Origin of the sequence: Micromonospora sp. NPDC092111 (assembly GCF_044755745.1) — a bacterium.
Lineage (GTDB): Bacteria > Actinomycetota > Actinomycetes > Mycobacteriales > Micromonosporaceae > Micromonospora.
The window spans coordinates 55,556-81,011 of sequence record NZ_JBIVRQ010000001.1 but is presented as its reverse complement, the minus strand read 5'-3'; the positions used below and the strand labels follow the sequence as shown (position 1 = coordinate 81,011).

The following is a 25,456-nucleotide window of genomic DNA, read 5'->3' as shown; positions in this document are numbered from 1 at the left end:
CCGGGTGGCCTCGGCCGGGTGTGCCCTGGCGACCGTTGTGGCAGCTCTCCCCGCCGACCCCCCGCCGGCGTGGGAATTGCGAACAACGCGAAAGCGCCGAGGCCTTCGCTGATATCTCAGCGTGACCCCGGCGCGCCTGATCGTGATCCGTGCCGGTCGGTCAGCGGTTCTTCCACGCCTCCACGACGGCGACCGGGATCCGGCCGCGCTCGGAAATCTCGTGGCCGTTCTTTCTCGCCCATTCCCGGATGGCGCGGTTCTGCTCGCGGTCCATTCCGGAGACCCCGGCGCGGGCCGGGCGGCGGGTCGGCCGACCAGCCGCGACCGCGCCCCTGCCCATCCAGCGGCCAGCGGTGATGTACGGGTCGAGCGCCTTGCGCAGGGTCCCCACGTTTTCGTCGGAGAGGTCGATGGTGTACACCATCCCGTCCAGACTGAACTCGACGGTCCGATCGGCCTTTTCGCCGTCGAGGTCGTCGGTCAGAACGGTGATTACTTCTCTTGCCATCGCCATTGCTCCCTGTGTCGGGCGGGTGTGCCAAGAGTTTGACGTATCTGACGGCAAATCCGCAACAATATGCCTCTATCTCATTTGGTGGGTCGCGCCAATCGTGGGAAATCTGCGTCCGTCAAATCGCCGGTCGGATGGCCCGTGGATGCCGCGAGCGTGGCCTGCATCACACCCAGGAACAGCGGGTGCGGTCTGTGACTTGAGTCAGACACGCTCAACTCAACGCGATAAGCAGGTGTTCGATGGCAACTCTCCCGGTACTTCCACTGACCGACGCCGTCCTGCTGCCCGGCATGGTCATCCCGGTGACCCTCGACCCGACCACCCAGGCCGCGGTCGACGCGGCCCGCGCCAGCGGCGACAAGACGCTGCTCGCCGTGCCCCGCATCGACGGCGAGTACGGCTCCGTCGGCACGATCGCCACCATCGAGAAGGTCGGCCGGCTCCCCGACGGCGAACCCGCCGCCGTGGTGCGCGGCCTCGGCCGGGCCCGGATCGGCTCCGGCGTACCCGGACCCGGCGCCGCCCTCTGGGTGGAGGCCACCCGAATCGACGAACCCGCACCCGCCGGCCGCGCCCGCGAGCTGGCCCGTGAGTACCGCGCGCTGATGACCTCGGTTCTGCAGCAGCGCGGCGCCTGGCAGGTCATCGACGCCATGGAGCGGATGACCGAACTGTCCGAGCTGGCCGACGCGGCCGGCTACGCGCCCTGGCTCACCCTGGCGCAGAAGACCGAACTGCTCGCCGCGCCGGACGTCACCGCCCGGCTGGAACTGCTCGTCGGCTGGGTCAGGGACCACCTCGCCGAACAGGAGGTCACCGAGCAGATCAACAGCGACGTCCGCGAGGGGCTGGAGAAGTCCCAGCGTGAGTTCCTGCTCCGGCAGCAACTCGCCGCGATCCGCAAGGAGCTCGGCGAGGACGAGCCGGACGGCTCCGCCGACTACCGGTCCCGGGTCGAGGCCGCCGACCTGCCGGAGAAGGTCCGCGAGGCGGCGCTGCGCGAGGTCGGCAAGCTGGAACGGGCCAGCGACGCCTCCCCGGAGGCGGGCTGGATCCGTACCTGGCTGGACACGGTGCTGGAGATGCCGTGGGGCACCCGTACCGAGGACAACACCGACCTGGCCGCGGCCCGCGCCGTGCTCGACGCCGACCACGCCGGCCTGGCCGACGTGAAGGACCGCATCCTGGAGTACCTCGCGGTGCGCAACCGCCGGGCCGAGCGCAACCTCGGGGTGGTGGGCGGTCGCGGCTCCGGCGCGGTGCTGGCCCTCGCCGGCCCGCCCGGAGTCGGCAAGACCAGCCTCGGCGAGTCCGTCGCCCGGGCGCTCGGGCGCGAATTCGTCCGGGTCTCCCTCGGCGGCGTCCGGGACGAGGCGGAGATCCGCGGTCACCGCCGCACCTACGTCGGCGCGCTGCCCGGCCGGATCGTCCGCGCACTGCGCGAGGCCGGCTCGATGAACCCGGTGGTGCTCCTCGACGAGGTGGACAAGCTGGCCGTCGGGTACGCCGGCGACCCGGCCGCCGCCCTGCTGGAGGTGCTCGACCCGGCGCAGAACCACACCTTCCGCGACCACTACCTCGAGGTCGACCTCGACCTGTCCGACGTGCTCTTCCTGGCCACCGCCAACGTGCTGGAGACCGTCCCGGGCCCGCTGCTGGACCGGATGGAGCTGGTCACCCTGGACGGCTACACCGAGGACGAGAAGGTCGCCATCGCCCGCGACCACCTGCTGCCCCGGCAGCGGGAGCGGGCCGGGCTCACCGCCGACGAGGTGACCGTCGCCGACCCCGCGCTCGCCCGGATCGCCGGGGAGTACACCCGGGAGGCCGGCGTCCGGCAGCTCGAACGGGGGCTGGCGAAGATCCTGCGCAAGGTCGCCGTCGAGCTGGCCACCGACCCGGCCCCGGTCCGGGTGGACACCGACAACCTGGCCCGGTACCTGGGCCGACCGAGGTTCACCCCGGAATCGGCCGAGCGGACGGCGGTGCCCGGCGTGGCCACCGGCCTGGCGGTCACCGGCGCCGGCGGCGACGTGCTCTTCATCGAGGCCACCAGCATGGAGGGCGAGCCCGGACTGACCCTCACCGGCCAGCTCGGCGACGTGATGAAGGAGTCGGCCCACATCGCGCTGTCGTACCTGCGCTCCAACGGGCGACGGCTCGGCATCGACCCGAACATCCTCGCCGGTCGGCGGATCCACCTGCACGTCCCGGCGGGCGCGGTGCCCAAGGACGGCCCCAGCGCCGGCATCACCATGGTCACCGCCCTCGCCTCGCTGGTGACCGGACGGCCGGTCCGCCCCGAGTTCGGGATGACCGGCGAGGTGACGCTCTCCGGCCGGGTGCTGCCGATCGGCGGGGTGAAGCAGAAGCTGCTGGCCGCGCACCGGGCCGGCCTGACCGAGGTGATCGTCCCGGCCCGCAACGAGCCGGACCTGGACGACCTGCCCAGCGAGGTCCGGGAGGCGCTGACCGTGCACACCCTGGCCGACGTCGCCGACGTGCTCGCCCTGGCGCTACGCCCGGCCGAGGTCGACGTGGCGACGCTCGGCGGTCAGCCGCTCAGCGCCGCCTGACCGGTACGCCACCGTGGCCCCCGACGCCCCACCCGGGCGTCGGGGGCCACGGGTGCCGCGCGGTGTGGGTCAGTGGCCCTCGCCGCCGCGGTCGCGTCGTACGGTGGCCTTGCGGCCCTTGATGGTGCTGCCGCGCAGCCCCGCGATCACCTCGTCGGCGACCCCCTGCGGCACCTCCACCAGCGAGAACCGGTCGGCGATCTCGATCGAGCCGATGTCCCGGCCACTCACCCGGGTCTCCCCGGTGATCGCGCCGACCAGGTCCTGCGGGCGCACCCCGGCGCGCCGTCCCAGCCCGATGAAGACCTGGGCGGTGCCGCCCGCGCGGGGCCGGCCGCCACCGCCGCCAGCCCGCCGCTCCCCGCCCCGGCCGTCGAACCCGGGGCGACTCTCCCGGGCCGGCCGGACCGCCACCTGCGGGATCTCCTCCTCGTCGTCCGAGCCGGGCAGGGCCGCCTCGTGGGCCAGCTTCACGGCGGCCAGCGCGACCTCCATCAGGTCGAACTCGTCCGACAGTGACTCGACGATCACCCGGAACGGGTCCAGGTCGTCCTCCAGCAGGCTCTCCCGCAGCGCCGCCTGGGTCAGCTCCAGCCGCCGGGTCCGCAGGTCGGCCACCGTGGGGATCTTGTCGATGGCGATCCGCTGGCCGGTGACCCGCTCGATGGTCTTGAGCATCCGGTGCTCGCGCGGCTCGGCGAGGGTGATCGCCACCCCCTCCCGGCCGGCCCGGCCCACCCGGCCGATCCGGTGCACGTACGACTCGGGCGCCGACGGCACGTCGTAGTTGACCACGTGGGTGAGCTGCTCGACGTCCAGGCCCCGGGCCGCCACGTCGGTGGCCACCAGCAGGTCGGCGGTGCCGCCGCGCAGCCGGCCCATCACCCGGTCCCGCTGCTCCTGGCTCATCCCGCCGTGCAGCGCCTCGGCCCGGTAGCCGCGCCCGTTCATCGTCTCGGTGAGCCGGTCCACCTCCTCCCGGCTGCGGCAGAACACGATCGCCGCCGTCGGCGACTCCACGTCCAGCACCCGGCCCAGGGCCGCCGGCTTGTGCGCCCGGGTGACGATGTACGCGCTCTGCCGTACCCGGGGCGCCTCGCCGGCCACCGGCTGTTCCCGCCCGATCTGGATCCGCTCCGGGTCGGTCAGGTGCTTGCGGGCCAGCCCGTCGATCCGGGACGGCATGGTCGCCGAGAAGAGCACCGTCTGCCGCTGCTCGGGCGCGTGCTCCAGGATCGCCTCGATGTCCTCGGCGAAGCCCATGTCGAGCATCTCGTCGGCCTCGTCGAGCACCACGGTGGCCAGCGAGCCCAGCCGCAGGGTGCCCCGGGCGATGTGGTCCAGCGCCCGGCCCGGGGTCGCCACCACCACGTCCACGCCCATGTCCAGGGCGCGGAGCTGGCGGCCGATCGGCTGGCCGCCGTAGATCGGCAGCACCCGGGTGCCGAGGTCCTTGCCGTACCGGTGGAACGCCTCGGAGACCTGCACCGCCAGCTCCCGGGTGGGCACCAGCACCAGCGACACCGGGTCGCCGCCGCTGCGGTCCTCCGGCATCCGCTGCAACAGCGGGAGGGCGAACGCGGCGGTCTTGCCCGTACCGGTGGCCGCCTGTCCCAGCAGGTCCCGGCCGGCCAGCAGCAGGGGGATCGCCTCCCGCTGGATCGGCGTCGGTTCCTCGTAGCCGAGCGCGGACAGCGCGCCCAGCAACTCGGCGCGCAGCCCGAGGTCCACGAAGGCGGGCACCTCGTCGGGATCGCCGGGAGCGATGGGGTCGGTCGGTGTGGGTGCGGAACTCATGGGCAGAGTTTTCCATCACCCCCACCGACCCGCTCCGCCGACCGGCACAACCGTGCCGGTCGGCACAGCCGGATGCCCCCCGGCGGATCCGCGCGTGGAGTCGATCCCCCGCGCGGGTGCCGGCCACTCCGGCGGGCGACCCGTACGAGACCGTCGCCCTTAGGGGGTGGATGGGAGGATTGCTCATTCCATCCCGGTTCGGAGCGCTTACGGTGCTTTCAGGTTCATCCGCACCGTGTCGTACCGGAAGAGGACCCGACCATGCGCGTGCCCAGCCGCAGCCCCGGCCAGCAGCCCGGTGCCACCCCGCCCGCCCCGGCCCGCCGGGCACCCGCCCCCTCCCGGCCCACCCGGCACGCCCCGCCCGACCTCGACGCCTACCGGGATGCGGTCGCCGAACTGCTGGTCGAGGTGGGCGCCCTCGCCGACGCGGCCTCCACCGCAGCCCGCCAGGTCCTGCTCGACCAGCGGCTGCGCGAGCCGGCGATCGCGGCCGTGCTCGACGCCACCGGGCAGGGACTGATCGGCGCCCGCGAGACGCTGCTGCTGGAGATGGCCCGCTACCAGCCCAACGACCGCACCTCGGCCCGGGACCTCACCGCGCTGGTGCGGATCTACCTGCTCTCCCGCATCGACGTCATGTGGTGGCGCGACGCCCCCACCTTCCGCACCGACGAGCAGGTCCACGCCCACCCCGACCTGGTCGACCTGGAGTGGCTGCGGCGGCGCGACCTGCTCGGCTTCCGCTACCGGGAACAGGCGGCCACCGTCCTCGGCCGCGGCGTGCGGGCCGTCCGCCGCCGGTTGCGGCCGGACGCCACCCCGCGTACCGCCGGGGTGAAGTTCCGCCAGGCCCGCCGGGAGGTCGTCGCGCTCCTCAACGACCTGGCCCGGGAGTTCGCCCGGTCCGCCCCGCCGGCCACCCCGCCGCTCTGGGTGACCAGCCTGGTCCGCAGCGCCGAACACCAGTACCAGCTACGCCGGCTCGGGTACGCGGCGATGGTCCCCAGTGGCCACTGCCTCGGCTGGGCGGTGGACGTGGAACTGGCCTGGTACGCCCGGTTCGGCGCGCGCGACGTGCTGGCCGAGATCCTGCTGGCCCGGCAGGCCGCCGGCGAGCTGAACGTGATCGACGAGGGGCAGGCCTGGCACGTGTGCCTGGCCCCCGCCGCCCGGGCCCGGCTGCGCTCGGCGTACGAGGCCGAGATGGGGGCCTGAGGCGGATGTGCGGCATCGCGCTCAGCGTCGGCCCGGAGGCCGACCCGGCGATCTTCCGGCGGATGCTCGCCGTCCTCGCCCCGCGCGGGGAGGTGACCGAGACCCGGCAGGAGACCGGCCTGCTCACCGGTGTCCGCCGGCTGCCGGTGGTCGACCGGGACCGGGCCGTACAGCCCTGGACCTCACCCGACGGGCGGTACGTGCTCTGCTACAACGGCGAGGTCTTCAACCACCGCGAGCTGCGCCGGGAGTTGACCCGGGCCGGCCACGAGTTCCGCGGCGCCAGCGACACCGAGGTGGTGCTCGCCGCGTTCCGGCAGTGGGGCGCCGAGGCGGTGCACCGGCTGCGCGGCGAGTGGGCGTTCACCGTGGTGGAGCGGGTCACCGGCCGGGTCTACCTGGCCCGCGACCCGCTCGGGGTGAAGCCGCTGTACTGGTCCCGGACCCCGGGCTGCCTGCACGTCTCCTCCGAGGTCAAGGCCCTGGTCGGCCAGCACGCCCCGATCGCCGAGGTGCCGCCCGGACACCACGGCTGGGCCGAGCCGGACGGCCGGGTGACCCTGCGCCCGTACCTCGACCTGCTCGCCCTCGGCGAGGGGTTGCCGGTCGTGGACGACCCGGACGAGGCCGCCCTGCTCGTCCGGGCCGCCCTCACCGACAGCATCCGGGCGCGGGTGGACACCGACCTCACCGTCGGGGTGGTGCTCTCCGGCGGCCTGGACAGCTCGTTGGCCCTGGCGCACGCCCGGGAGCTGCATCCGGACTGCGTGGCGGTCACCGTCGGGGTGCCGGACAGCCCGGACGTGGCGTACGCCCGGCGGCTCGCCGCCGACCTCGGCGTGCCGCACGAGGTGGTCGAGCTGCGCCCGCGCGACATCCGGCTCGCCGACATCCGGGAGGCCATCCGGATCTCCGAGCTGACCGAGTACGGCGACATCATCAACGCGGTGGTCTCGGTGCCGATCTTCCGGCGGCTGCGCGAGCTGGGGGTGCGGGTGGTGCTCACCGGGGACGGCTCCGACGAGCTGTTCGGCGGCTACCCGATGTACCACCGGGTCGGCCCCGAGCGGGCCCGCCGGCTCTTCCTCCACCGGATCCGCAACCTGTGCCGTACGGAGTTGCAGCGGGTGGACCGGGCCAGCATGGCGTACGGGGTGGAGGCCCGGGTGCCCTTCCTCGACCTGAGCGTGGTGGAGCTGGCGATGCGGCTGCCGCTGGCGCTCAAGCTGCGGGAGGGCCAGGAGAAGTGGATCGTCCGGCGGGCCTTCGCCGACGTGCTGCCCGACTACGTCCGCCGTCGGCCGAAGAACCCGATGTCCTACTCGTCCGGGCTGCACGAGCGGGCCCGGCTGTACAAGCCGTTCTTCGCCCGGCTGCACCGCTCGTTCGGCTACGACCTGCTGGAACCGGTCCGCCGCGACTTCGACAGCGTGCTCAGCCGGTGCGGCAACGACCTGGACCGGGCGATCGCCGACGGGCTGGCCCGCCCGGACTACACGGTGCTGGAACACGCCCGGGACCTGGTCGGCGCGGCGAGGTGGAACGCCGCGCCGCTGGTGCGCCGGCTGGTCGGGGCCCGCCCGCCCCGGCGTACGACGGTGGGTTGACTCTGACACCGTGTCAGGGCCGACCGTGGGGGGACCATGTTCACCATCGGAGACTTCGCCAGGCTGGGCCGGGTGTCGGTGCGGATGCTGCGCCACTACGACCGGATCGGGCTGCTCCGGCCGGCTTCGGTCGACCCGCGCACCGGGTACCGGCACTACCGGGCCGACCAGTTGCACCGGCTGCACCGGCTGCTCGCCCTCAAGGAGCTGGGGCTCACCCTGACCCAGGTCGGGGCGATCCTCGACGACGCCGTGGACGCCGCCGAACTGCGCGGCATGCTGCGGTTGCGGCGGGCCCAGCTACGCCAGCAGGTGGCCGCGGACACCGCCCGGCTGGCCGCCGTCGAGGCGCGGCTCCGAATGATCGAGACGGAGGGTCGGATGACCACCGAGAACGTCGTACTCAAGGCGCTCGCGCCGGTGCGGGTCGCGGAGCTGACCGCGCTCGCCCGCAGCTACGCCACGCCGGACATCGGACCGGTGATCCAGCCGCTCTACCCGGAGCTGTTCCGCCGGCTGGAGTCCGCCCACATCCCGCCGACCGGCCCCACACTGGCCTGGTACGAGCCGGTCGAGGGCGACGACGACACGGTGCGGGTGCACGCCGGGGTGACCGTCGACGCCGACCCGACGCGGGCCGGCGAGGTGGCGATCGTCGACCTGCCGGCGGTGTCCACCGCCGCCACCATCGTGCACCACGGCGCGATGGACGAGGTGGAGACCACCATGCGGGTGCTCGCCGGCTGGATCGAGGAGCACGGCTGGCGGGCCACCGGCCACGCCCGCGAGCTGTACCTGGACTACTGCCCGGACGAGCCGGAGAAGGGCGTCACCGAACTCCAGCTACCGGTGGTGCGGGCCTGACCGGCCGGAACGGGGGACGGGCTGCGGCGTCTGCGCGGCAGCCCGTCCGGTCCGGCCGGCTCCACTCGCGCCGGCGGCGTCGCCGTCCCGTCAGCCGACCACCAGCAGGGCGAGCACCGCGGCGACCGTGCCGACGACCGCGACCGCCGCGCTGGTCGCCACGAACCGGCCCAGCGGCACGGCCACCCCGGCGGCGCGGCAGCGTTCGTACCAGAGCAGGGTGGCCAGCGACGCCCACGGCACCGCCAGCGGGCCGACGTTGGTGCCGATCAGCAACGCCAGCAGCCGGGTCTCGTCGCCGGGCGGGAGCACCGACTCGCCGGCCAGGTACGCGGGCAGGTTGTTGACCAGATTGCCCAGCATCGCGCCGGTGCCACCGGCCCGCAGCGCTCCCACCGCGCCACCGGCGTCCCCGAGCAGGGCCGCCACCAGGTCGTCCAGGCCGTACCGGCCGAGGGTCTGCACCACCAGGAACAGGCCGGTCACGAAGACCAGCAGCCGCCAGGGCAGCAACGCCGGGCGCAGGGTGTGCCGGGACCGGACCGCGAAGCCGAGCACGACCAGGCCGGCGGCGACCGTGGAGGCGACGCCGATCTCCACCCCGGCCAGGATGCCGGCGACCAGCAGCAGGCAGCCGGCGACCGCCGTACCGAAGAGCAGCCGGTCGGTCGGCACGTGCCGCTGTGGCGGGGTGAACCGGTCCGCGTCCCGCCGGCCCCGCCGCCAGTACCAGATCCAGAGCCCGGCCGTGGTCACCGCGATCGCCGCGAGCTGCGGCAACGCCATCCGGCTGGCGTACGCCAGTGGGGCCAGCTCGATCCGGTCGGCGGCGAGCAGGTTGGTCAGGTTCGACACCGGCAGCAGCAGGCTGGCGGTGTTGGCCAGCCAGACCGTGGTCATCGCCAGCGGCCCGGGGGCGATGCCCAGCTTGCCGGCCAGCGCGATCATCACCGGGGTCAGCAGCACCGCGGTGGTGTCCAGGTTGAGCGCGATGGTGGTGACCGAGGCGAAGCCGACGCAGAGCAGGAAGAGGGCGCCGAAGCTGCCCCGGGCGGCGATGGCCAGCCGGGTGGCCACCACGTCGAAGACCCCGGCGACGGCGGTCAGCTCGGCGAGCACCACCACCGTGCCGAGGAACAGCAGCAGCGGCAGGATGCGGTGCAGGGTCGCCTCGGCCTCGGGGCGGGGGAGCAGGCCGGTGGCCACCGCGCCGACGCCGAGCAGGGCGAGTGCGATCGCCACCAGGTCCAGCGGGTGCGGCCCGGCGCGCCGGGGGCGGTCGGTCGGTACGGGCGGTGTTCCGCCGGCAGGCTCCACGGCGCCCGATCCTCGCACAGCCCGCGCCGGTCCGACGGCGGCCGGGCGGAACCGGCGTGACCAGGCGTTCCGGCCGGCCGTCGGGGGTGCTCGACCGGGTGGTGCGGGGCGTCGTCCGGGGCCGGAAACCGGCCGTCCGGCGGGCGGTGGACAACGGTCTATCCCTCGCCTAGCGTTCTGGGGATATGCGGAGGACTCTCCTGGGGGCCGGTCTGGCCCTGCTGCTCGTCATCACCGGTTGCGGCGGGAACGATCCGGCGTCGCCGCCCGTACCGCCGGCCGCCGCCGGCACGCCGACCGCCTCCCGGCAGGACCCGGACCAGGTCCGGCAGACGCTAAACAGCCTGCGCCGGGTCGACGACCTGCCGCTGTACGAGATGACCTACGTCGGCGGGTACGACCCGACGGTGGGCACCGACGCCCGGCCGGAGTCCGGCCCGTTCGGCTGCTCCCTCTTCGCCGCCTCCGGCGACCCGGCCCGCCCGATCTTCGCCCGCAACTTCGACTGGGCCGCCAACCCGGCGATGGTGCTGCGCACCGACCCACCCGGCGGGTACGCGTCGATCTCGCTGGTCGACCTGTCCTACCTCGGGGTGGGGCCCGACCCGACCGGGGACCGTCGGCTGCTCAACGCGCCGCTGCTGCCCTTCGACGGGATGAACGAGCGGGGGTTGGCGGTGGGGCTGGCCGCCGACGACAACGCGACGGCGACGCCGGTTCCCGGCCGGCCGACCGTCGGGTCGGTGCGCATCCTGCGCCTGGTGCTCGACCGGGCGGCCACGGTGGACGAGGCGGTGGCGCTCTTCGGCCGGCACAACCTCGACTTCGACGGCGGCCCGCCGCTGCACTACCTGCTCGCCGACGCCGGTGGCCGGTCGGCGGTGGTCGAGTTCGTCGACGGGGCGATGCGGGTGCAGCGGGGCGAGGGGCGCTGGCAGGCGTTGACCAACGTGCCGGTGGTCGGCGTGGCGGAGGGGCAGCGTCGCCGCGACCACCGGTACGGCGTCCTCGCGGCGGCGCTGGACCGGGCCGACGGCCGGGTCGACCCGACGGCGGCGCTGCGCCTGCTGGACCAGGTGCGGCAGGGGCACACCCGCTGGTCGGTGACGTACGGCCTGCGCGACGGGGAGGTCCGGCTGGTCACCGTGGCCGGCGGTGGCCAGCAGCGGCGGTACCGGTTGCCGGTCGGCTGACCCCGGCACGCGAACGGGCCCGGCCCCCGACGGAGGACCGGGCCCTGCGACGTCGGCCCTACCAGCTCAGGTAGCCGGCCTGGGTCTGCACGTTCAGCTCGCCGACCCGGACCAGGTTGGCCGTCCAGGTCCGCCAGTCGTTGAGTTCCAGCACGTCCAGGCCCTTCTGGATGTCGCTGGAGTAGATGTGTCCGTTGTAGTAGTACGTCGACCAGGCGCCGCCGGTGGTGAGCTGGGTGTCCGACAGCGGACCCCGCTCCCAGTAGCCGATCTCCTTCGGCCGGGTCGAGTCGGTGAAGTCCCAGACCGAGACGCCGCCCTGGTACCACGCCTGGACCATGACGTCCCGTCCGAGCACCGGGATCAGCGAGCCGTTGTGCGCCACGCAGTTCTCGGTGTCGGTGTTGACCCGGGGGATCTTGTAGTAGCTGCGGAAGACCAGCTTGCGGGCGTCACCGCGGCCGGTGACGTCGTAGACGGCGTCCGCGCCGCGCTCCGGGCCGACGGTCTCGTTGCAGGTGGCCGCGCCGCCCCCGCCCAGCTCGTCGGTGAAGACCACCTTGGTGCCGGCGTTGTTGAACGTCGCCGAGTGCCAGAAGGCGAAGTTCGTGGTGTCCCGGACCCGGTTGATCACCCGGGGCGCCTCGCGGTCGCGGATGTCCAGCAGGATGCCGTCGCCCATGCAGGCGCCGGCGGCCAGGTCCTTCGCCGGGTACGCGGTGATGTCGTGGCAGCCGCTGGTGGCCGTCTTCTCGCCGGGGATGCCCTCGTACCCGCCGTCGGGGAAGAGGTCCGGGGTGGCCACCACGGCCGCCTCGGTGGGCTTCTTCACCGGCACCTTGACGATGGAGATCGAGTCGTGCGGGGGCTGACAGTCCGGGAAGTCCGCCCGTGGGCTGTACGACGAGACGTACAGGTAGACGGCCTTGCGGTCCTTGCCCGGGACGAGGGTGTGGGTGTGCGAGCCGCAGGCGGTCTCGACCGACTTGATGTAGCGCGGGTTGGCCTTGTCGGTGATGTCGAAGACCTTGATGCCCTCCCAGGACTCCTTCACCGCGGCCGACTGCGCGACGCTGGCGCAGGAGTCGTCGCTACGGGACGAGTCGGTGGACAGGAAGAGCAGGTCGCCGTAGACGGAGATGTCGTTCTGCGACCCGGGGCAGAGCACCTGCGACACGATCTTCGGCGCGTTCGGCCTGCCGATGTCGTAGATGACGAAGCCGTTGTAGTTGCCGACGAAGGCGTACCGGCCCTGGAAGGCCATGTCGCTGCCGAACGCGGAGGTGGTGTCGAACGGCGCCTGCTTGGGCAGGTTGGCGATCTGCCGGAGGTTGGGGCTGCTGGAGATTTCGTCGACGGCGAGGCCCGGGGTCGCCGTCGTGCCCTCGGCCGCGGTGGCCGGCGCGGCGCTGCTCGCCGGGGCGGTGGCGACGCTCGCCACCAGCAGGCCGGCGGCGACCACGCTCACGATCCTCAGCTGCCGGCGTCTGGGAAGGGGAAATCTGATCATCGGCAGAACCCTTCGAAAGGGGACGATGCGTGTCAGACAGCCTACCGGCCAATGAGAATGGTCGATGTGATCTGCGGCACATCGATGCATGGTCGTGAGTGGATACTATCGCGGCGACCTCGACCCGAGGGGGGCTCGCATGACCGGCCGACGTGGACGGATCCTGCTCGTCGGCACCGTCGCCGTCGTCGCCCTGCTGGCGCTCGGGCTGGCGGTGCGCCCCGACGGCCGGCCGGTGCCGGCGGCATCCGACGGCACGGCGACGCCGACTCCGCCGGCCGACGCCCCGAAGGTGATCGTGCCGGGCCGGCCGGGGGAGTCCGCCACGGCCCGCCCCGCCCAGCAGGTCCGCGACGCCGGCCCGCCCCGCTACAACACCCCCGACGTGTGGTTCGTGCGGATGATGATCCCGCATCACCAGCAGGCCCTGGAGCTGGCCGCCCTCGCCCCCGACCGGGCGGCCAGCTCGCAGGTCAAGGCGATCGCCGCCCGGATCCGGGGTGCCCAGGGGCCGGAGATCGGGCTGCTGCGCGGCTGGCTGGACACCCGGGGCCTGCCCGCCGAGGTGCCCGGCCACGACCACACCGGCATGCGCGGCATGCAGTCGCCGGAGGCGATCCGCCGGCTCGCCGACGCCCGGGGCGCCGCCTTCGACCGGCTCTTCGTGGCGATGATGACCGCGCACCACGAGGGCGCCGTGGCGATGGCCACCGAGCTGCTCTCCGCCGGCGCCGACCAGCAGCTCAACGAGTTCGCCAACGCGGTGGCCACCGAACAGGCCGTGGAGATCGCCCGGCTGCGCGAGCTGCGCTGAGCCGGCCCCGCCCGGCCGGATTCCGCGCCGGTCCGGGCGGCCGGGTCGCCCCGGCGGGCCGCTGCCGACCCGGTCGCAGGCACTACGCTGGGTGACCGTGAACCGTACTGTCTTCGGTCGTCCGCTGCGCGACGTCGGCTTCGACGTCGGCGTCTCCGGCCTGGTGGTGCTCTTCGCCCTGGCCGGGGTGGCCGCCCAGCCCGGCGGCTGGCCGGCCGTCCTGGTCGGCCTCGGGATGGCGGTGGCCCTGCTGTTCCGCCGGGTGCACCCGTCGCTGGCCGCCGCCGTGGTCGCCGCGTTGGCGCTGACCCAGGTGGTCGCCGGCTGGGGCGTGCTGGCCTACGACGTCGCCGTGCTGATCGCCCTCTACAGCGTGGTCAAGTACGCCGACCGGCTGCGCGACGGCGTGCTGGCCGGGGCCGTCGCCGCCGTCGGGGTGCTGCTGGCCGCCTCGCAGACCGTGTCCAACGTCGCCTGGTGGGCCACCGCGATCTACTTCGGGCTGATCACCGGCGGCGTCTGGCTGGCCGCGCTGAACGTACGCACCCGCCGGCTCTACGTGCTCAGCCTGGAGGAGCGGGCCGCCACGCTGGAACGGGAACGGGAGGCGGAGGCCCGCGCCGCGGTGGCCGGCGAGCGGGCCCGGATCGCCCGGGAGCTGCACGACGTGGTGGCGCACAGCATGGCCGTGATGATCGTGCAGGCCGACGGGGCCCGCTTCATGCTCGACCGGGATCCGGAGACCGCCCGGCACGCGGTGAAGGTGGTCGCCGACACCGGCCGGCAGGCCCTCGAAGAGATGCGCCGGCTGGTGGACGTCCTGCGGGAGCCGAGCCCGCCGGAGCCGGCGGCCGGGCCCGGCGCGGCGGCCGACCCGGGCGGCGCGGGGTCCACCGCCGACCCGGAGCGCCGCCGGGCCACGGTGGCCGAGCTGCCCGCGCTGCTCCAGCGCTTCCGGGACGCCGGCCTGCGGATCCGGTACCACGCCGACGGCGAGCCGGCCGTCCTGTCGCCCGGACTCGACCTCACCGTCTACCGGGTGGTGCAGGAGGCGCTGACCAACGCCCTCAAGCACGCCGGGGTCGGCGCGAGCGTCACCGTCACCCTCGGCCGCCCCGGCGACGCCGTCCTGGTCCGGGTCACCGACGACGGGCGCGGTCGCCCGCCGGTCGGCCCGGCGCCGTCCGGCGGCCACGGCCTGGTCGGGATGCGCGAGCGGGTCGGCGTGTACGACGGCAGCCTGACCGCCGGCCCCCGTACCGGTGGCGGGTGGCAGGTCGAGGTACGGCTGCCGCTACCGTCGACGCCGGGGACGGAGGTGATCGCGGCATGACGGTCCGGGTGGTGATCGTGGACGACCAGGCGCTGGTCCGCGCCGGATTCCGGATGGTGCTGGACTCCCAGCCCGACCTGGAGGTGGTCGGCGAGGCGATCGACGGCGCGGACGCGCTGCGGGTGCTCGGCCGGATCGAGGCCGACGTGGTGGTGATGGACGTGCAGATGCCGACCATGGACGGAGTGGAGGCGACCCGCCGGATCTGCGCCGGCTCCGCCGACGGCCGGCCCCGGGTGCTGGTGCTCACCACCTTCGACACCGAGGCGGACGCGTTCGCCGCGCTGCGCGCCGGGGCGAGCGGCTTCCTGCTGAAGAACGTGCCGCCGGAGGAGCTGCTGGCCGCCATCCGGGTGGTCGCCGAGGGTGACTCGGTGGTCGCCCCGTCGATCACCCGCCGGCTGCTCGACCGGTTCGCCGACCAGCTCGGCCCGGCCCCGGCGGCGGACCCGCGACTGGCCCAGCTCACCGACCGGGAACGGGAGATCCTGCTGCTGGTCGCCCAGGGGCTGGCCAACGCCGAGATCGCCGCCCGGGTGCACGTCGCCGAGGCGACGGTGAAGACCCACGTGGGCCGGATCCTGGCCAAGCTCCAGCTCCGCGACCGGGTCCAGGCGGTGGTCCTGGCGTACGAGAGCGGCCTGGTCACCCCGGGCGGCTGACCGTCGGGTACGACCTGGGTCGTACGGGTCCGCCCGGTCGGGGTCGACCTGCGGCGGAGCCGGATCGAGCGGGCGGGTGGACGCCCACCGGGCGGACCCCTCCATAGCGTCGGAGGTGTCCTGACCACGCCCGACCGGGAGCCCCAGATGTCCGTCGCCGCACCCGTCCACCCGGTCACCACCGCCGGCCGGTGGTGACCGCCATGCTGCGCCTGACCCTGCGGACGCTGCGCGCCGACGCGCTGCGGCTGCTGCTCTCCTCGCTGGCCGTCGTGCTCGGTGTCGCCTTCGTCGCCGGCACGCTGATCTGCACCGACGGCATGCGGGCCGGGGCGTACGCCCGTGCCGGCGCCTTCGACCGGCACACCGACCTCGGGGTCTACGCCGGCCGGACGGCCCTGCCGCCGTCCCTGGTCGACCGGGTCCGCGCGGTCGACGGGGTGGCCGCCGCCGAGGGTGAGCTGACCGGCACCGCCGGGGTGGTCGGCGCGGACGGCCGTCCGGTGCTCGGCTTCGCCGTGCTCGCCGCGATCCCCACCGACCCGGCGCTGCGCTCGTACGACGTGGTCGCCGGCCGGCTGCCCGACCGCCCCGGCGAGGTGGTCCTCGACGCCCCCACCGCCGAGGCGCAGGACTTCCCGCTGGGCGTCCCGGTCTCCGTCGGCGGGGTGACCGGCGCGGCCCGCCCGTACACCCTGGTCGGCACGGTGGACGTGGCCGGCACCGTCCGGGACGTCGGCGGGCCGTTCATCGGCCTGGTCGGCGCGGACGCCCTGGCGGTCACCGGGGAACGCGGCTACGGCCGGATCATGGTGGCCGCCGCGCCGGGGGTGTCCCCGGCGGCGCTGGCCGACCGGGTGGCCGGGGTGGCCGGCGGCGGCACCACCGTGAAGTCCCGGCAGCGGATCCTCGACGAGGCCGTCGACGACGCGGTCCGTGACCTGGACCAGTTCGGCATGGTGCTGCTCACCTTCGCCGGGGTGGCGGTGGTGGTGGCCGGCTTCGTCATCGCCAACACCTTCGCCATCGTGCTCGCCCAGCGGACCCGGCGGATCGCGCTGCTGCGACTGGTCGGGGCCCGCCGGGGACAGGTCTTCCGGGCCGCCCTGCTGGAGTCGGCGCTGCTCGGCCTGGTCGGTTCGGCGCTCGGGGTGGCCCTCGGCGCCGGCCTGGCCGCCGCGTTGACGGCGCTGGCGCCCCGCCTCGACCTGTCGGTCGCCGGTGGGGTCACGGTGAGCGGCCGGACGATCCTGCTCTGCCTGCTGCTCGGCACCGGGGTCACCGTCGCGTCGGCGCTGGTGCCGGCCTGGCAGGGCACCCGGGTGCCGCCGGTCGCCGCGCTCACCGACGCCGCCGGGCAGCTCGCCCGGGGCGCGGGCCGGGTCCGGTTGACCATCGGCGCGCTGGTCCTCGCCGCGGGCGTCGCCGCGCTGGCCGGCGCCGCCGCCGTCGGCCAGATCGCCCTGGTCGCCCTGGGCGGGGCGCTGGCCTTCCTCGGCATCGTGCTGTTCGGCCCGGTGCTGGTGCCGCTGCTGGTCCGGCTACTGGGCCGGCCGGTGCGGCTGGTCGGCGGGGCCGCCGCCGCGCTCGCGGTCGCCAACGCGACCCGCAATCCGCGCCGGGTCGCGGCGACCGCCACCGCCCTGGTGATCGGCATCGGGCTGGTCTCGGCGTTCGTGGTGGGTGCCGGCAGCGTGAAGGTGGGCATCGAGCGGGCCGTCGACGCCCAGCTCGGGGTGGACTACCTGGTCACCGGGATCGGCGGTGACCTGCCCGCGCCGCTGGCCGGCGAGCTGGCCGCCCGCCCGGAGCTGGGGGTGGTGCACGAACAGCGCAGCCGGACCGTCGACGGCGTCGAGGTGCGGGCGGCGCATCCGGCGCTGGTCCGCCGTACCCTCACCGGGGTCGACGCCGGGGACGTCGCCGACCTGGGGCCGGGTGAGGTGCTGGTGCACCGGGAGTTGGCCGCCGCCCGGGGCTGGCGGGTCGGCTCGCCGGTCACCGTCGCCGGCCGCTCGTTCCGGGTGGCCGCCGTGGTGACCGCCGAGGAGCCGGCCGGGGCGAAGGTAACCGCCGGGCACGTCGTCGACCTGGTGGACGCCGACTTCACCGCGCTCTTCCCGACCGAGCGGGGCCACCTGGCCGAGGTGGAGCCGGCCGCCGGGGTGTCCGCCGAACGGGCCCGGGCCGCCGTCGCGGCGGCGCTCGCCCGGTACCCGACGGTCAACCTGATGGACCAGGCCGCCTACAAGAAGATGCTCACCGGAACGGTGGACATGCTGCTCGCCTTCGTCACCGCGCTGCTCGGGCTGGCCGTGGTGATCGCCCTGGTCGGGGTCGCGAACACGCTCAGCCTCTCGGTGGTGGAACGGACCCGGGAACACGCGGTGCTGCGCGCCGTCGGGCTGTCCCGGGGCCGGATGCGCGCGATGCTGGCCGTCGAGGCGGTGCTGACCGCCCTGGTCGGCGCGCTGCTCGGCATGCTCCTCGGGGTCGCCGTCAGCGCCGGGGCGATGGCCTTCGTGGCGCGGATCGGCGGCGACTTCACCCTGGTGCTGCCCTGGGGGCGGCTCGCCCTGATCCTGGCGGTGGCGGTGCTCGCCGCGCTGGCCGCCTCGGTGCTGCCGGCCCGCCGGGCGCTGGCCCGGCCGGTGGTGGAGGCGCTCGGCGCGGAGTGAACCCCGGTCCGGGTCGGCCGCGCCGGCCCGGACCGCGACGGTCAGAGTCGCTCCACCATCTCGCCCCGGCACCGGGCCCGGGTGTCGAAGACGTACCGGGCGTGCCGGGTGACCAGGTCGTAGTCAAAGCAGTCGTGGTCGGTCACCAGCACCACCGCGTCGGCCGCCGCGACCTCCCGCTCGGTCAGGTCGACCACCACCACCCCACCGGGGATGTGCTGCGGCTCCGCGTACGGCTCCACCGCGCGGACCTCCGCGCCGAGCGCCTGGAACCGCTTCGCCACGTCCACCGCGGGGGAGTCGCGCATGTCGCCGGTGTTCCGCTTGTACGCCAGGCCGAGCAGCAGCAGCCGGGCCCCGTTGACCGGCCGGCCGATCCGGTTCAGCCCGGCCATCACCCGTCCGGTGACGTGCTCGGGCATCTGGTGGTTGATGTCGTCGGCCAGCTCGATGAACCGGAACGGTCGCCCCAGGGTGCGCTTGACCTGCCAGGACAGGTAACACGGGTCGATCGGCAGGCAGTGCCCGCCGACCCCCGGTCCGGGCCGGAACGGCATGAACCCGAACGGCTTGCTCGACGCGGCGTCGATGGCCTGCCAGGCGTCGATGCCCAGGTGGTGGGAGACCATCGCCAGCTCGTTGATCAACGCGATGTTGACCTGGCGGAAGGTGTTCTCGATCAGCTTGGTCAGCTCGGCGACCCGGGTCGAGTCCACCGGCACGGTCCGCTCGACCAGCCGCCGGTAGAACCCGTCCACCCGGGCCAGCGACGCCGCGTCGACCCCGGAGACGATCTTCGGGGTGTTCTCCAGTCGCCAGGTGGGGTTGCCGGGATCGATCCGTTCCGGGCTGTAGCCGAGGTGGAAGTCGCCGGGGCTGTGCAGCCCGCTCGCCGACTCCAACAGCGGGCGCAGCAGGTCCTCGGTGGTCCCCGGGTACGTCGTCGACTCCAGCACCACGGTGCAGCCGGGCCGGACGTACGGGCCGATGCCCAGCCCGGCCTGCTCGACGTAGCTCAGGTCGGGGGTGCCGTCGCGCAGCGGGGTGGGCACCGTGATCACACAGATGTCGAAGTCCTGGGCGTCGGTGTACTCGGTGCTCGGCCGGTACCGACCGCTGCTCAGGGCCCGGCCGAGCCGGTCGGTCGGGATGTCCTCGACGAAGGACTCGCCGGAGGCGAGCCGCTTGACCCGGTCGGAGTCGACGTCCAGCCCGACCACGTCCAGGCCGGCCTCGACGGCGCGCATGGCCAGCGGCAGACCGACGTACCCCTGGCCGATGACGACGAGCTTCTCTGCGTTCACCCGGGCTCCCCTGCAGATGTGTCCTTGTGGGGAGCCTAGAGGTCATATGCGGTTCTACGTCCGTTTTGGTGTTACTGGGGCTGGTGGTGTCGTCCCGCCGCGTCCGGGCCGGCCTGCGACGGGTTGCCGGCCCCGCCGCCCCCGCCGCCCGCGTCCGCGGTGGTCGGTGGCGGATCCGCGGGGGTGGACGCGGTGGTCGGTGGCGGATCCGCCGGGGTGGACGTGGTGGTCGGCAACGCGGTCGGGGTGGCCGGCGGGGTCTTCGTCGGCAGCGGCTGGGACGAGCCGCTCGGCTGCGGCGACGGGCTGACCGACTCCGAGGGCGACGGCCGGTTGCCCTGGTTCCACGGCCGGTCCGGCCGGTCCGTCTCGCCGGAGCCGGTCTCGTCGGTGGTCGCCGGGGCCTCCGCCGCGTCGGTGGGCGCGGCCGGCGCGGTGCTCCTGATGTTCGGCACGCCCCCGTCGGTGTCCTTCGCCGCACCCAGCGCGGCCCCGAGCGCGGTCAGCGCCACCAGCACCGCGGCCAGCGCGCCGACCAGCGAACCCCGGCGGTTGCGGCGCGGCCCCGAGGCCACCGCGGCGGCCGGCACCACCGGCAGGTCGTCCCTGGTCCCGGCCGGCTCGGCCGCGCCCCGCAGCGACGGCGCGACGAGGGCGGTGGTGGCGGCGGCCCCGTCGCCGGTGGCGGCGCGCGCGGCGGCGGCCAGCTCCGCGCCGGTGGCGAACCGGTCCGCCGGGTCCTTGGCCAGCGCCCGGGACACCAGGGCGCGGACCGGCGGCGGGATGTCCGCCGGCAGCTCCGCCGGCTCGTCGTCCAGGTGACGCACCGCCACCTGGAGCGGATTGTCCCCGGTGAACGGCGGCTGACCGGTGAGGCAGCAGTAGGCGACCGCGCCCAACGCGTAGATGTCGGTGGCGGCGGAGACCGGACGGCCGGACGCCTGCTCGGGCGCCATGTAGAGGGCGGTGCCCGGCACCGCGTTGGTGCTGGTGATGCTCGTCACATTGGTGGACCGGGCGACACCGAAGTCGACCAGCACCACCGTGCCGTCCTCCTGCACCAGCAGGTTGCTCGGCTTGACGTCGCGGTGCACGATCCCGCCGGCGTGCGCGGCGTGCAGGGCCTGCGCGGCCTGCGCCACGATCGACATCGTCTCGGCCACGTCCAGGTGGCCGGCCGCCTCGATCCGACGGGACAGCGGCTCGCCCTCGACGAACTCCATCACCAGGTAGTCGGCCCGGCCGCCGTCGGCGAGCTTGTCCTCGCCACTGTCGAAGACCTGCACGATGCCGGGGTTGCGCAGCGCGGCCATGATCCGCGCCTCGGCGCGGAACCGGGCGATGAAATCGGGGTCGGAGACGAGCGCCGGCAGCAGCACCTTCACCGCGACCTGGCGACCGAGGATCAGGTCCGTGGCCCGCCAGACATCGCCCATGCCGCCGGTGGCGACCCGTTCGTCCAGGCGGTAGCGACCGCTGAGCACGACCTCCGATGACAACACCTCCATACCGTACCCAGAGTCCCGGTGTCCGGCAGCGGGCGATATCCCTTCCTGACCCCGGTGGGACGCCCCGTCCGGATCCGGCCGGCGACGACTCGGACAGGCGGTGAGGGTGGCCGGACTTTCCGTGATCGTCGGCCCGCCGTGGACTGGTTCGGCCCCACCCGTCCGCGCTCCCCGTCGGCCCGACGAGCGTCCCCGGGGTGATCTCCGTTACGTCGACGCTCCGGCGGACGGGGTTGAGCTATCTCACTCTCTTCGCCGGTGCCACTTGTCCCCCCACCGCCCGGCTTCTAGCGTTAGCGCGACTCTGGCCCGCCCACCGGGCCGGTACGGCAGTCACACCCGACGCCGTACTCTCGCGGCGGGTGTCCAGACGTGTCGCCCGGGCTTCGATGCCGGGCTACCAGGTCGGCGGGGGGCTGATGGTGCGCGAGCGGGTCCGGCTGCCGGACCGGGGGGTACGTCCCGCAGGTCCACCCGCCGTCGGCCCGGGTCGGACTGCGGGAGCGGCGTGGCCATGCCCGGTGAACTGACCGAGGCGGTCGCCGCCGCCCAGGCCGGGGACGAGGAGTCGTTCCGTTTCCTCTACCGCACCCTGCAACCCGGCCTGTTGCGCTACCTCACCGCCCTCGTCGGCGCGGACGCCGAGGACGTCGCCTCCGAGACCTGGTTGCAGATATCCCGTGACCTGCCCCGCTTCACCGGCGGCGAGTTCCGCGCCTGGACCGTGACGATCGCCCGGAACCGGGCGATGGACCACCTGCGCCGGCAGCGTCGCCGCCCGTCGCTGCCGGTGCCGGTGCAGGCGTTGAGCGACCTCGCCGGCGACGCCGACACCGCCGAACGGGCCGGCGAGACGATCGGCACCGAGTCCGCGCTGGCGCTGATCGCCGCCCTGCCGCCCCGGGAGGCGGAGGCCGTGCTGCTGCGCGCCGTGATCGGGCTGGACGCCGAGAGCGCCGGGCGGGTGCTCGGCCGGCGACCGGGCGCGGTGCGCACCGCCGCGCACCGGGGGCTGCGCCGGCTGGCCGCGCTGCTGGACCGGCAGGGCGTGGCCCAACCGGCCGGCGACGAGGACCGGGAGACCCCACCCCGTCCCCGGCCGGCGCCCCATGCGGCCCGGACCGAACCGGCGGACGGCTGACGTGAGGGGAAACTGGATGAACGTCCGCCGGCCGGACCGGTCCGACCGGCCCGAGTCCGAGCGGCTGCTCGACACGGCCGCGGCCGGCACCCCGCTCGCCGCCGCCCCGCTCGCCCGGCTGCTCGCCGCCGCCGCGGCCCCGGCCCGACCCGGTGAACTGGCCGGTGAGCAGGAGGCGGTGGCGGCCTTCCGCGCCGCGCGGGCCACCCGCGCCGACGCTCCCGTCGTCCCCACCCGGCGGCGGCGCGGGCTGACCGCCGGCATGGTGGCCTGGGTCGCCGGCCTCGCCGCCACCGCCACCGCCGGGGTGGCCTTCGCCGCCGTCACCCTCGACCACCCCGCCGAGCCGGAGCGCCCGCCGTCCCCCGCGCCGACCTCCGTCGAGCCCACCCCGCAGCGTTCACCCCGGGCGACCCACCTGACGCCGTCGGGTAAGCCCGGCCCCGGGCCGTCGTCCGCCGCCGTTCCCGCCACCCCGGGCGGCCCGCGGAAGCCGGCTGGCGCCGGCCGGCTGGCCGGGCACTGCCGGGCGTACCTGGCCAAGTCGCCCGGTCAGCGGGCGAAGGCGCTGACCAGGCCGGGCTTCGCCGACCTGGTGGCCGCCGTCGGCGGTGCCGACCGGGTGGAGGCGTTCTGCCGGGGCCTGCTCGCGGCCCGGGACGCCGACCACGCCACCAACGCCGATCGGCAAAATTAGTCGAAATCCCTTCACAGAAATTTCTTCCGTCCAGCTCTGCGGAATCCGTCTGCTAGACAGAGGATGGAGGCCAGGGGCCAGGCCGGTGCCGGTCGGGGCCGCCCGGTCGCGGTGCGGCCGGATCCCAGCGTCGGGAGGGGGACCATCTCGTGGTGACGTCGCCAGGGCTGGACCGGACGACCGAACTCCGCGAGGTCACCGGCGCCGTCGGCCACCTCGCCGGGATCTGCTTCAAGACCGGGCCGCCCACCCTCACCGGCGTCGAACTGGAATGGACCGTGCACGACGCCGCCGACCCCGCGCGACCGGTGGACCGGGCGCGGCTGCGGGCGGCACTCGGACCGCACAGCCCCGGCACCCTGGACGACACCAGCCCGGCCCGTCCGCTGCGCAACGGCAGCACGGTGACCGTGGAACCCGGGGGCCAGGTGGAGGTCTCCACCGCGCCGCGATCCTCGGTCGCCGCGCTGATCTCGGCCACCGAGGCCGACATCGACGAACTCAGCGCCCTGCTCGGCCGGGCCGGGCTGGTGCTCGGCCGGACCGGCATCGACCCGTGGCGCGCGCCGCGCCCGGTGGTGGACACCCCCCGGTACCGCGCCATGCGATGCGTCTTCGACCGGCACGGCCCGGCCGGCAGGACCATGATGTACAGCACCGCCGGCCTTCAGGTCTGCCTCGACGTCGGCGAGCCCGCCGGGTTCGCCGACCGGTGGGCGGCGGTGCACGCGGTGGGTCCGCCGCTGGTGGCCGCGTTCGCCACCGCCGACCGGCACGCCGGCCGGCGTACCGGCTGGGCGTCGGCCCGGATGGCCGCCTGGCTGCACATCGACCCGGCCCGCACCCGCCCGGTCTGGTCGCCGTACCGGCCGGACCAGGACCCGGTCGCGGCCTGGACGGAGTACGTCCTCGCCGCGCCGCTGCTCTGCGTCCGGCACGACGGGCCGGACTGGACCCCACCACCGGGGGTCACCTTCGCCGACTGGATCGACGGGGCGCTGCCCCGGCCGCCCACCACCGACGACCTGGAATACCACGTCAGCACGCTCTTCCCGCCGGTGCGACCCCGGGGCTACCTGGAGGTCCGGTACCTCGACGCCCAGCCCGGCCAGCGCTGGACCGTCCCGCTGGCCGTGCTGGCCGCGCTGCTGCACCGGGAACGCACGGTCCGGGCGGCCCTGGCGGTCGCCGCGCCGGTGGCCGACCGCTGGCACACCGCCGCCCGGTACGGGCTGGCCGACCCGCCGCTGGCCACGGCCGCCGGAGCCCTGCTCGACCTGGCCCGGGAGGCGCTGCCCGGGCTGGACCTGCCGACCGGGACCCACGAGGAGATCGACAGCGGGATCCGGCAGCGGATCGCCGCCGCGGAGAGGGGGCACCGGTGACCACCACCGGGCAGCCGGGCACCGAGACGACCGAAGGACTGCGTGGCCGGATCGCGGCCGAGCTGGGGCGGGCCCGGGCCCGGACCCTCGCGCTCACCTCGGCGGTGGACGACGACGACCTGACCCGTCAGCACTCGACGCTGATGTCCCCGCTGGTCTGGGACCTCGCCCACGTGGGCAACCAGGAGGAGCTCTGGCTGGTACGCGACGTCGGCGGACGCGCGCCCGTCCGGCAGGACATCGACGACCTGTACGACGCCTTCAAGCAGCCCCGCAGCGACCGCCCGACGCTGCCGCTGCTGCCGCCGGCCGAGGCGCGCGGCTACCTCACGACCGTCCGGGACAAGGTCCACGACCTGCTCGACGGGATCCGCTTCGCCGACCGCGCGCTGGTCGCCGACGGGTTCGCGTTCGGCATGATCGTGCAGCACGAGCAGCAGCACGACGAGACCATGCTCGCCACCCACCAGCTTCGGTCCGGCCCGCCGGTGCTCGACGCGCCCGCACCACCCGAGCCACGGTCCCGGGTCGCCGGGGAGGTGCTGGTGCCGGCCGGGCCGTTCACCATGGGCACCTCGACCGACCCGTGGGCACTGGACAACGAGCGGCCCGCGCACACCGTCGACCTGCCCGCGTACGTGATCGACGCGGCGCCGGTGACCAACGGCGGGTACCGGGAGTTCATCGCCGACGGCGGGTACGACGACCCGCGCTGGTGGAGCCCGGCCGGCTGGCGGCACCGCACCGGGGCGGGGTTGACCGCGCCGATGCACTGGCGCAGGGACGGCGACGGCTGGGCGTACCGGCGGTTCGGGCGGTGGTCGCCGGTGCGCGACGACGAGCCGGTGGTGCACGTCTGCTGGTACGAGGCACAGGCGTACGCGGCGTGGGCCGGCAGGCGGCTGCCCACCGAGGCGGAGTGGGAGAAGGCGGCCCGCTGGGATCCGGTCACCGGCCGGTCCCGCCGCTACCCGTGGGGCGACGAGGACCCGACCACCGCGCACGCCAACCTGGGGCAGCGGCACCTGTGGCCGGCGCCGGTCGGGGCGTATCCGGCGGGCGCGTCGCCGCTCGGGGTGCACCAGCTCGTCGGCGACGTCTGGGAGTGGACCGCGACCACCTTCCGGGGCCATCCCGGGTTCGTCGCCTTCCCCTACCGGGAATACTCCGAGGTCTTCTTCGGCGACGACCACCGGGTGCTGCGCGGCGGCTCGTTCGGCACCGACCGGGCAGCCTGCCGGGGCACCTTCCGAAACTGGGACTACCCGATCCGGCGGCAGATCTTCAGCGGCTTCCGCTGCGCCCGCGACGCCCGACCCGAGGAGGCCCACGGGTGAG

General features: G+C 74.7%; 19 protein-coding genes. 13 read left to right on the top strand and 6 right to left on the bottom strand.

Annotated elements, in window-relative coordinates:
* Positions 1–160: 160 nt before the first annotated feature.
* Positions 161–508, bottom strand: coding sequence for an Lsr2 family protein (locus ACIQG9_RS00340; RefSeq protein ID WP_400396556.1), 348 nt, complete (start codon positions 506–508; stop codon positions 161–163).
* Positions 509–753: 245 nt separating this feature from the next.
* Between ACIQG9_RS00340 and lon the strand changes: the two genes are divergently transcribed.
* Positions 754–3,090, top strand: coding sequence for an endopeptidase La (gene lon / locus ACIQG9_RS00335; protein ID WP_400396554.1), 2,337 nt, complete (start codon positions 754–756; stop codon positions 3,088–3,090).
* A gap of 69 nt (positions 3,091–3,159) precedes the next feature.
* Here the strand turns inward: lon and ACIQG9_RS00330 are convergent, their stop codons facing one another.
* Positions 3,160–4,887 carry a DEAD/DEAH box helicase gene (locus ACIQG9_RS00330; RefSeq protein ID WP_400396551.1) on the bottom strand — a complete coding sequence of 576 codons (1,728 nt, stop codon included), beginning with the start codon at positions 4,885–4,887 and terminating at the stop codon, positions 3,160–3,162.
* A 261-nt stretch (positions 4,888–5,148) separates the two neighbouring features.
* On the opposite strand from ACIQG9_RS00330, the gene ACIQG9_RS00325 reads away from it, so the two are divergent.
* From ACIQG9_RS00325 to ACIQG9_RS00315, 3 genes are read left to right on the top strand one after another with little or no spacing between them, the layout of a single operon-like run.
* Entirely contained in the window at positions 5,149–6,105 is a 957-nt protein-coding gene (locus ACIQG9_RS00325; protein WP_400396548.1) for a DUF5715 family protein, read from the top strand.
* Positions 6,106–6,110: 5 nt separating this feature from the next.
* On the top strand, positions 6,111–7,712 hold the full coding sequence (locus ACIQG9_RS00320; RefSeq protein ID WP_400396545.1) for an asparagine synthetase B family protein: 1,602 nt from the start codon (positions 6,111–6,113) through the stop codon (positions 7,710–7,712).
* Between the two features lie 36 nt (positions 7,713–7,748).
* A complete protein-coding gene (locus ACIQG9_RS00315) occupies positions 7,749–8,576 on the top strand; it encodes a MerR family transcriptional regulator (protein ID WP_400396543.1) in 828 nt (275 codons plus the stop codon).
* Between the two features lie 90 nt (positions 8,577–8,666).
* Here ACIQG9_RS00315 and ACIQG9_RS00310 read toward each other — a convergent pair whose 3' ends face one another.
* Positions 8,667–9,893, bottom strand: coding sequence for an SLC13 family permease (locus ACIQG9_RS00310; protein WP_400396540.1), 1,227 nt, complete (start codon positions 9,891–9,893; stop codon positions 8,667–8,669).
* A 185-nt stretch (positions 9,894–10,078) separates the two neighbouring features.
* Here ACIQG9_RS00310 and ACIQG9_RS00305 point away from each other — a divergent pair, with 185 nt between their 5' ends.
* Entirely contained in the window at positions 10,079–11,086 is a 1,008-nt protein-coding gene (locus ACIQG9_RS00305; RefSeq protein ID WP_400396537.1) for a carcinine hydrolase/isopenicillin-N N-acyltransferase family protein, read from the top strand.
* Positions 11,087–11,144: 58 nt separating this feature from the next.
* Here ACIQG9_RS00305 and ACIQG9_RS00300 read toward each other — a convergent pair whose 3' ends face one another.
* Positions 11,145–12,596: an LVIVD repeat-containing protein gene (locus tag ACIQG9_RS00300; RefSeq protein WP_400396534.1), complete on the bottom strand. Its 1,452-nt coding sequence runs from the start codon at positions 12,594–12,596 to the stop codon at positions 11,145–11,147.
* A 139-nt stretch (positions 12,597–12,735) separates the two neighbouring features.
* Between ACIQG9_RS00300 and ACIQG9_RS00295 the strand changes: the two genes are divergently transcribed.
* The 4 genes from ACIQG9_RS00295 (at position 12,736) to ACIQG9_RS00280 (ending at position 18,083) form a co-directional block, all read left to right on the top strand.
* A complete protein-coding gene (locus tag ACIQG9_RS00295; RefSeq protein WP_400396533.1) occupies positions 12,736–13,410 on the top strand; it encodes a DUF305 domain-containing protein in 675 nt (224 codons plus the stop codon).
* A gap of 91 nt (positions 13,411–13,501) precedes the next feature.
* Positions 13,502–14,743 carry a sensor histidine kinase gene (locus ACIQG9_RS00290; RefSeq protein WP_400396530.1) on the top strand — a complete coding sequence of 414 codons (1,242 nt, stop codon included), beginning with the start codon at positions 13,502–13,504 and terminating at the stop codon, positions 14,741–14,743.
* A complete protein-coding gene (locus ACIQG9_RS00285; RefSeq protein WP_400396527.1) occupies positions 14,740–15,405 on the top strand; it encodes a response regulator in 666 nt (221 codons plus the stop codon). The genes ACIQG9_RS00290 and ACIQG9_RS00285 overlap by 4 nt, the downstream gene beginning before the upstream one ends.
* A 203-nt stretch (positions 15,406–15,608) precedes the next feature.
* Positions 15,609–18,083: an ABC transporter permease gene (locus ACIQG9_RS00280; protein WP_400396525.1), complete on the top strand. Its 2,475-nt coding sequence runs from the start codon at positions 15,609–15,611 to the stop codon at positions 18,081–18,083.
* Between the two features lie 41 nt (positions 18,084–18,124).
* Here the strand turns inward: ACIQG9_RS00280 and ACIQG9_RS00275 are convergent, their stop codons facing one another.
* Both ACIQG9_RS00275 and ACIQG9_RS00270 read right to left on the bottom strand, forming a co-directional pair.
* Positions 18,125–19,387, bottom strand: coding sequence for a nucleotide sugar dehydrogenase (locus ACIQG9_RS00275; protein WP_400396523.1), 1,263 nt, complete (start codon positions 19,385–19,387; stop codon positions 18,125–18,127).
* 71 nt (positions 19,388–19,458) lie between these two features.
* Positions 19,459–20,895 (bottom strand): serine/threonine-protein kinase, encoded by a 1,437-nt coding sequence (locus ACIQG9_RS00270; protein ID WP_400396520.1) that lies wholly within the window; start codon positions 20,893–20,895, stop codon positions 19,459–19,461.
* Positions 20,896–21,409: 514 nt separating this feature from the next.
* On the opposite strand from ACIQG9_RS00270, the gene ACIQG9_RS00265 reads away from it, so the two are divergent.
* The 4 genes from ACIQG9_RS00265 to egtB all read left to right on the top strand — a co-directional run bounded on the left by ACIQG9_RS00265 (position 21,410) and on the right by egtB (position 25,455).
* Positions 21,410–22,036, top strand: coding sequence for an RNA polymerase sigma factor (locus tag ACIQG9_RS00265; RefSeq protein WP_400396517.1), 627 nt, complete (start codon positions 21,410–21,412; stop codon positions 22,034–22,036).
* Between the two features lie 16 nt (positions 22,037–22,052).
* The gene (locus ACIQG9_RS00260) at positions 22,053–22,733 is read left to right on the top strand and encodes a hypothetical protein (RefSeq protein WP_400396515.1); all 681 of its coding nucleotides are present in this window, start codon (positions 22,053–22,055) and stop codon (positions 22,731–22,733) included.
* Positions 22,734–22,882: 149 nt separating this feature from the next.
* The gene (gene egtA, locus ACIQG9_RS00255; RefSeq protein WP_400396512.1) at positions 22,883–24,118 is read left to right on the top strand and encodes an ergothioneine biosynthesis glutamate--cysteine ligase EgtA; all 1,236 of its coding nucleotides are present in this window, start codon (positions 22,883–22,885) and stop codon (positions 24,116–24,118) included.
* On the top strand, positions 24,115–25,455 hold the full coding sequence (egtB, locus tag ACIQG9_RS00250; RefSeq protein ID WP_400396509.1) for an ergothioneine biosynthesis protein EgtB: 1,341 nt from the start codon (positions 24,115–24,117) through the stop codon (positions 25,453–25,455). The genes egtA and egtB overlap by 4 nt, the downstream gene beginning before the upstream one ends.
* The last annotated feature ends 1 nt before the right edge of the window (position 25,456 follow it).